9 protein-coding genes are annotated in these 6,111 nt (G+C 73.6%); 3 read left to right on the top strand and 6 right to left on the bottom strand.

The genetic code is table 11. The features are described from left to right. Positions 1-46: 46 nt before the first annotated feature. From VMF51_RS09950 to VMF51_RS09940, 3 genes are read right to left on the bottom strand one after another with little or no spacing between them, the layout of a single operon-like run. The gene (locus VMF51_RS09950) at positions 47-790 is read right to left on the bottom strand and encodes a phosphoglyceromutase (RefSeq protein WP_325474267.1); all 744 of its coding nucleotides are present in this window, start codon (positions 788-790) and stop codon (positions 47-49) included. Next, on the bottom strand, positions 790-1,344 hold the full coding sequence (locus tag VMF51_RS09945) for a hypothetical protein (RefSeq protein ID WP_325474266.1): 555 nt from the start codon (positions 1,342-1,344) through the stop codon (positions 790-792). Before VMF51_RS09945 ends, VMF51_RS09950 begins: the two co-directional genes overlap by 1 nt. Positions 1,345-1,369: 25 nt before the next feature. Then, positions 1,370-2,170, bottom strand: a complete 801-nt coding sequence (locus VMF51_RS09940; RefSeq protein ID WP_325474265.1) for a UbiA family prenyltransferase — start codon at positions 2,168-2,170, stop codon at positions 1,370-1,372. Between the two features lie 213 nt (positions 2,171-2,383). Here VMF51_RS09940 and VMF51_RS09935 point away from each other — a divergent pair, with 213 nt between their 5' ends. Both VMF51_RS09935 and VMF51_RS09930 read left to right on the top strand, forming a co-directional pair. After that, positions 2,384-2,869: a CarD family transcriptional regulator gene (locus VMF51_RS09935; RefSeq protein WP_090860676.1), complete on the top strand. Its 486-nt coding sequence runs from the start codon at positions 2,384-2,386 to the stop codon at positions 2,867-2,869. Between the two features lie 82 nt (positions 2,870-2,951). Then, complete coding sequence (locus tag VMF51_RS09930) at positions 2,952-3,545, top strand: 2-C-methyl-D-erythritol 4-phosphate cytidylyltransferase (RefSeq protein WP_325474264.1); 594 nt, start codon at positions 2,952-2,954, stop codon at positions 3,543-3,545. Here VMF51_RS09930 and VMF51_RS09925 read toward each other — a convergent pair. Beyond that, entirely contained in the window at positions 3,516-4,205 is a 690-nt protein-coding gene (locus VMF51_RS09925) for an IspD/TarI family cytidylyltransferase (protein ID WP_325474263.1), read from the bottom strand. The genes VMF51_RS09930 and VMF51_RS09925 overlap by 30 nt on opposite strands. 152 nt (positions 4,206-4,357) lie before the next feature. Between VMF51_RS09925 and nirD the strand changes: the two genes are divergently transcribed. After that, positions 4,358-4,723 (top strand): nitrite reductase small subunit NirD, encoded by a 366-nt coding sequence (nirD, locus tag VMF51_RS09920; RefSeq protein WP_325474262.1) that lies wholly within the window; start codon positions 4,358-4,360, stop codon positions 4,721-4,723. Here nirD and VMF51_RS09915 read toward each other — a convergent pair. Together VMF51_RS09915 and ispF are read right to left on the bottom strand one after the other, a co-directional pair. After that, positions 4,696-5,598: an alpha/beta hydrolase gene (locus tag VMF51_RS09915; protein WP_325474261.1), complete on the bottom strand. Its 903-nt coding sequence runs from the start codon at positions 5,596-5,598 to the stop codon at positions 4,696-4,698. The genes nirD and VMF51_RS09915 overlap by 28 nt on opposite strands. Further along, positions 5,595-6,107 carry a 2-C-methyl-D-erythritol 2,4-cyclodiphosphate synthase gene (gene ispF, locus VMF51_RS09910; protein WP_325474260.1) on the bottom strand — a complete coding sequence of 171 codons (513 nt, stop codon included), beginning with the start codon at positions 6,105-6,107 and terminating at the stop codon, positions 5,595-5,597. Before ispF ends, VMF51_RS09915 begins: the two co-directional genes overlap by 4 nt. Positions 6,108-6,111: the final 4 nt, after the last annotated feature.

Genomic DNA, 6,111 nt, shown 5'->3' with positions numbered 1-6,111 from the left:
CAGGACCGTGGTCCTGGGGGCCGATTCATGTCACGCGACGACTGGTCTAGCGGCCCTGGTTGGCCACGGCCGCCGCGGCGGCCGCCGCGGCCTCGGGGTCGAGGTAGGTCCCGCCCTTGACGACCGGCTGCAGGTCGTCGTCGAGCTCGTAGCGCAGCGGCATGCCGGTGGGGATGTTCAGCCCGGCGATGTCCTCGTCGCTGATCCCGTCGAGGTGCTTGACCAGCGCGCGGAGGCTGTTGCCGTGGGCGGCGACGAGCACCACCTTGCCGGCCTGCAGGTCGGGGACGATGTCGGACTGCCAGTACGGCAGGAAGCGCGCGATGACGTCCTTCAGGCACTCGGTGCGCGGCATCTCGTCGCCGAGGCCGGCGTACTGCGGCAGACCCACCTGGGAGAACTCGTCGTCGTCGGCGAGCGGCGGCGGCGGTACGTCGAAGGAACGGCGCCAGAGCATGAACTGCTCCTCGCCGTACTCCTCGAGGGTCTGCTTCTTGTCCTTGCCCTGCAGGGCGCCGTAGTGGCGCTCGTTGAGGCGCCACGAGCGCTTGACGGGGATCCAGTGCCGGTCGGCGGCGTCGAGCGCGAGCGCGGCGGTGTTGATCGCGCGGCGCTGCAGGGAGGTGTGCACGACGTCGGGCAGCAGCCCGGCGTCCTTCATCAGCTCACCGCCGCGGGCGGCCTCGGCGCGACCCTTCTCGGTCAGCGCGACGTCCACCCAGCCGGTGAACAGGTTCTTGGCGTTCCACTCGCTCTCGCCGTGGCGGAGCAGGACCAGGGTCGACGCCATCAGTGGTGACCGCTCTCGGACTCGGCGTACTCGCAGCTGTACGCCGGGTCCTCGCTGGGGGCGTCGGACTCGCCCGAGGTGTCGTAGCCCTCGAACTCGTCGCAGTTCGTGACGACCGGGACCTCGAGCGCGATCTGGTCGCCGTTGTCGAGGACGACGTCGAGGTCGACGACCTCGCCCGCCTCGAAGGTGCCGGTCACGTGGATCTCGGAGTCGGCGAGGTTGACGAAGCCCTTCGCCGGGATCTCGACCGGCTCGAGGTCGACCGTCAGGCCGCCGCCGACCAGGTCGGTGAGGGTGACGACCTCGTCGGTGGAGTTGGCCAGGCCCGCGACGAAGGTCCCGCTGTCGGGCTGACCCGCGACGATCACGGCGTTCAGGACGTCGACCGGGGTCGAGGTGTCGTTCGTGCCGGCGCTCGGCGTGTACGGCTGGTCGGTCGCGTAGTTGAAGCCGCAGGAGCTCAGGACGGGGGCGGTGAGCGCCGTGGCGCACACGGCGAACGCAAACTTGCGACGGAGCAGCATCTGGAAGGCCTCACGGGAGAGCGGCACGAACGGGCCACAGCCTAGCGGTGGACTACTTCGACAACCCCACGTAGGTACCTGCGACGGCCAGGGCGACGACGACCAGCGCCACGTAGACCGACGCCACGACCAGCAGCCGGGTCGCCCCGAGCCGCAGCCCCAGCCGCAGCGGCAGGTACGTCCAGCCGTCGGCGTTGTCCGGCACCAGGCCCCACAGCGCCCGCAGGACGTGCACCCCGATGCCCAGCAGGGCCGCGAGGACGACGATCACCGGCTCCGGCGGCTCGCCCAGCGCCTCGCCGCCCCATCCGCCGTACGAGAGGTAGCCCGGCAGCAGGGCGTACGACGCCGCCCACGGCAGCCAGGAGAGCAGGCCCTGGCGCAGGACGACGTTGCCGAGCAGGCCGATGCCCACGGAGGCGAGGTAGAGGCAGCCGGCCGTGATCCCGGTGGAGATCGCGAGCGGCACGAGCAGCAGGACGGCGCAGGCCAGCGCGAACCACACGGTCCCGGGGTCGAGGCGTCCCTGCGCGATCGGCTTCCCGGGCAGGTCGTGGCGCCGGTCGCGCTCCCGGTCGACGAGGTCGTTGTGCCAGCCCAGGATGGTCTGGCCGACGAGGACCGTCGCGAGCACCACCAGCACCTCGCGGGTGGGCCGGTCGGCGAGAGCCGCCGCGGCGGCCACGCCGACCGCGGTCAGCACGGCCTGACGGGGGTGGGCGGCGCGCACGAGCAGCACGGGGGTGAGGTACGCCGGCGTCATGGCCGCCGTCGGCTCGGCATCGGGCCGCGCAGCCTCATCCTTGCGGGTGGTGGGCTCGTCGGCGGCGTCGCTCACGGGCTCGGTCGGCATGGGCTGCAGTATCGACCACCCGACCTCGGCGAACGGGGTGAACACCCCCGCTCACCAGCGCTTTTCGGTTCCGGAGGGGGTCGGCCGGACCCGCTTCCAGCACGGCCGCGCGACATATGTCAAGCCCTGATTGTGGCGCTGACCTGCGGAAACGCGAGCCTGGCCGGTTCTGACACGTGTTAGACTGGCTTCCTAGGAAGGGGAACCTGACATATGACTTTCACCGTCGGCGAAACGGTTGTTTACCCGAACCACGGGGCCGCTGTCATCGAGGACATCGAGATGCGGACCATCAAGGGCGAGGACCGGCAGTACCTCGTCCTGCGGATCGTCGCCCAGCAGGACCTGGTCGTTCGCGTCCCGGCCATGAACCTCGACCTCGTCGGGGTGCGCGACGTCGTCGACAAGGAAGGCCTCGACCGCGTCTTCGACGTGCTGCGTGCCGCGCACGTGGAGGAGCCCACCAACTGGTCGCGACGCTACAAGGCCAACCTGGAGAAGCTGCACAGCGGCGACGTCATGAAGGTCGCCGAGGTCGTGCGCGACCTGTGGCGGCGTGAGCGGGACCGCGGCCTGTCGGCCGGCGAGAAGCGGATGCTCGCCAAGGCGCGGCAGATCCTGGTCTCCGAGCTCGCCCTGGCCGAGCGCACCAACGAGGACAAGGCCGAGGCCCTCCTCGACGAGGTGCTCGCCTCCTGATCCGGCCGCCGAGGCCCTCCGGACGACGTCCGGGGGGCCTCGACGCATTTCTCGGGCCGCGACGTCATACGGTGGGGCCGCCATGACGACCGATGAGTACGACGTCCGCCCCGCCGCCCTCGGGACCGTCGTCGAGCAGGACCGCGGCTCGCTGCCGTTCGCGTTGATCCACGGCGAGGCGCTGGTCGCCTGCGCCGCCTGGGCGCTGGCGGAGTCCGGGGTCACCCCGGTCGACATCGGGACCGCCTGGGCCGGTCTCGTCGACGCGGGCGAGCCCGTCGTCCTGCACGACGCCCTGTGCCCGCTGACCCCGCCGGAGTTCATCGCCGCCTGTGTGGCCGAGGCGGTCGAGCACGACGCGGTCGTCGTCGGCGTCCGGCCGGTCACCGACACCGTCAAGCACGTCGAGGACGGCCTCGTCGGCGCCACGGTCGACCGCGACGGCCTGCTCGCCGTCGCCTCCCCGGTCGTCCTGCCGGCGGCCGTGGTCGCGCAGCTCGACGCCCTGCCCAGCACCGACTTCCCCGCGCTGGTCGCCGCACTCGCGGAGCGCTTCGCCGTGCGCACCCCGGAGGCCCCTCCGCAGGGCCGCCGGGTCGGGAGCGAGGACGACGTCCGGGCGCTGGAGGCGCTGACCGCGCCCGACTCAGTCGACCCGCTGCAGGGCCTCCGCTAGCCCGAGGTCCTCGGGGAAGGTGATCTTCAGGTTGCCCGGCCCGCTGGCGACCGCGGCGATCCGGACGTCGGCGTACCGCTCCAGGCACCCGGCCGTGTCGGTCGCCTCGAACCCCTCGGCGTCGGCCGCACGGTAGGCCGCCAGCAGCTCGCGCGCCGTGAACGCCTGCGGGGTCTGCACGCCGGCGAGCTCGCCCGGTACGGCGCGCAGGTCCGCGGTCACCAGTCCGGACAGGCGCGCGACGGGGATCGCGCCGCCGTGCTCACGCGCCGCGGCGAGCACGGACTCCCACAGCGGCACGCCCGCCAGCGGCCGGGCACCGTCGTGGACCGCGACCAGGTCGATCTCGCCGGCGTCGACCGCGGGCGCGAGCAGCCGGATCGCCTGCCACTCCGAGGCGTGCCGGGTCGCGCCGCCGTCGACGACCTGCACCTCCCGGTCGCCGAGGTACGGCGCGACCGCCTCCGCCACCCGGTCGGCCTCGCCCGGCCGGACCACCAGCACCACGCGCCGTACGGCGGGCAGCGCGAGCACGGTGCTCAACGACCGGGCCAGCACCGGCCGGTCGCCCAGCGGCAACAGCACCTTGTTGCGGTCGGCGCCGACCCGGGAGCCGGAGCCGGCGGCGAGGAGGACGACGGCGGTCGCGGGTTCGGTCACCGTGCGCACGCTACCGACCGCCGAGAGCGATCGTTTTCCTGCCTGTTACATCCCGAAACAGCCCCCGAACACGCGGCCCCTAGCGTCGGGCCTGCCGAGAGGAGGCGCGGGATGACGGGGTCCCACGTGAGATCGCTCGACCGGTGGTGCCGATGACGGCGCGTGCGGCCGGCGCCGAGGACTGGCAGCCGGTGTGCCGCGTCGCCGAGCTCACGATCGAGCGCGGCGCCACCGCCCTGGTCCACGGCCAGGCGATCGCGATCTTCCGCACGCCCGGCGACCAGGTCTACGCGCTCGGCAACCACGACCCGTTCGCCAAGGGGTCGGTGATCGCCCGAGGGATCGTGGGCCGGCGCGGTGGGGTGCCGTTCGTGGCCTCACCGGCGCACAAGCACGCGTTCGACCTGCGCACCGGCAAGTGCCTGGACGACGCGCAGGTCTCGGTCCCGGCGTACGACGTGAAGGTCGTCGAGGGGGTCGTGCTGGTCGGTCACCGCAAGCAGGACGACGCGGCCTGAGTCCGGGCGAGCGCGCCCTCGACCAGCTCCATCAGCTGCCCGGAGACCAGCGCGTCGCGCTCCAGCGGGAGCATGTGGCCCGCGCCGGGGGCGACCAGGAGCCGCGCGCCGCGGATGGCGCCGGCGATCCGGCGGGCGTGCTCGGGCGGGGTCAGCCGGTCGGCGTCGCCGACGAGGACCCGGGTCGGGATCGCGTCGTACGCCGCCAGGCCCGCGGTCCGCTCGTGGTGCATGAACTCGCGGTAGAACCCGGCCATCGTCGCGGGCGGGCAGCCGACCAGCTGGTCGACGACCAGGCCCGCGTCGCGCAGCCGGAGCCGGTCGCCGAACAGGAGCCGGTCGACGACGGCCCGCTCGATGCTGGGGGAGCGGCGCCGGGTCCGGCGGGTCAGCAGCCGCGCTCGGGCGGCGAGCACGAACGGGAGGCTGCCGCGCACCGCGGGACCGACCTCGGGGAGGCCGAGGGTGACGGTGTCCAGGCGGCCCGACGAGGTCGCCACGAACAGCAGCCCGGCGACCCGCTCGACCAGGTCGGGGCGCACCTGCGGCAGCGCGGTCATGGTCATCCCGCCGATCGAGTGCCCGGCGATCACCAGGCGGCCCGTGGGCGCGTGGGTGTCGACGAGGTCGCCCAGGTCGCGAGCGAGGTTCTCGATGGTGCACGCGCTCTCCGGCGCGGCGTCCGAGCGCCCGTGCCCGCGCAGGTCCCAGGTGAGGATCCTGATGCCGTGGCCGAAGCGGGCGAGCAGGTCGCGTACCTGGTAGTGCCAGTCCTCGGAGTCGGAGGTCCAGCAGTGCGCCAGGACGACGGTCACCGGCGCGTCGGGCGGACCGTACGCCGCGACGTGGAGCCGCAGCCCGTCGAAGGTCCTCACCCCGCGGCCGCCGTGACGACGAGGGCGGTGGCGATCGCGGCGACCCCGTCGCCCCGGCCGGTCAGGCCGAGCCCGTCGGTGGTGGTCGCGGAGACCGAGACCGGTGCCCCGACGGCGGCCGACAGCGCCTCCTCCGCCTCGGCCCGCCGCGGTCCCACCTTCGGCCGGTTGCCCAGCACCTGGACCGCCACGTTGCCGATCTCGAAGCCGGCGGCCCGCACCCGCCGTGCGGTCTCGGTCAGCAGGGTCGCGCCGGACGCGCCGGCCCACTGCGGCTCCGCCGTACCGAAGTTCGAACCGAGGTCGCCCAGCCCGGCGGCCGACAGCAGCGCGTCGCAGGCCGCGTGGGCGGCGACGTCGGCGTCGGAGTGGCCCTCGAGCCCGGCGGGCTCGTCGGGCCAGGAGAGGCCGGCCAGGTGCATCGGGACACCCGCGACGAGCCGGTGCACGTCGGTGCCGATGCCGGTGCGGAACGGGACGGGGCTGACGACAGGAGAGACGGTGGCCACGCGC

The sequence above is a fragment of the Nocardioides sp. genome (genome assembly GCF_035503875.1).
Lineage (GTDB): Bacteria > Actinomycetota > Actinomycetes > Propionibacteriales > Nocardioidaceae > Nocardioides.
The sequence above is the reverse complement of the archived record's forward strand: the minus strand, read 5'-3'. Positions and strand labels throughout refer to the sequence as shown.

Excerpts from the sequence above, each read along its gene's own strand:
- VMF51_RS09940 (WP_325474265.1), bottom strand. The coding sequence starts at position 2,170 with ATGCCGACCGAGCCCGTGAGCGACGCCGCCGACGAGCCCACCACCCGC.
- VMF51_RS09930 (WP_325474264.1), top strand. The coding sequence starts at position 2,952 with ATGACGACCGATGAGTACGACGTCCGCCCCGCCGCCCTCGGGACCGTC.
- VMF51_RS09950 (WP_325474267.1), bottom strand. The coding sequence starts at position 790 with ATGGCGTCGACCCTGGTCCTGCTCCGCCACGGCGAGAGCGAGTGGAAC.
- nirD (WP_325474262.1), top strand. The coding sequence starts at position 4,358 with ATGACGGCGCGTGCGGCCGGCGCCGAGGACTGGCAGCCGGTGTGCCGC.
- VMF51_RS09935 (WP_090860676.1), top strand. The coding sequence starts at position 2,384 with ATGACTTTCACCGTCGGCGAAACGGTTGTTTACCCGAACCACGGGGCC.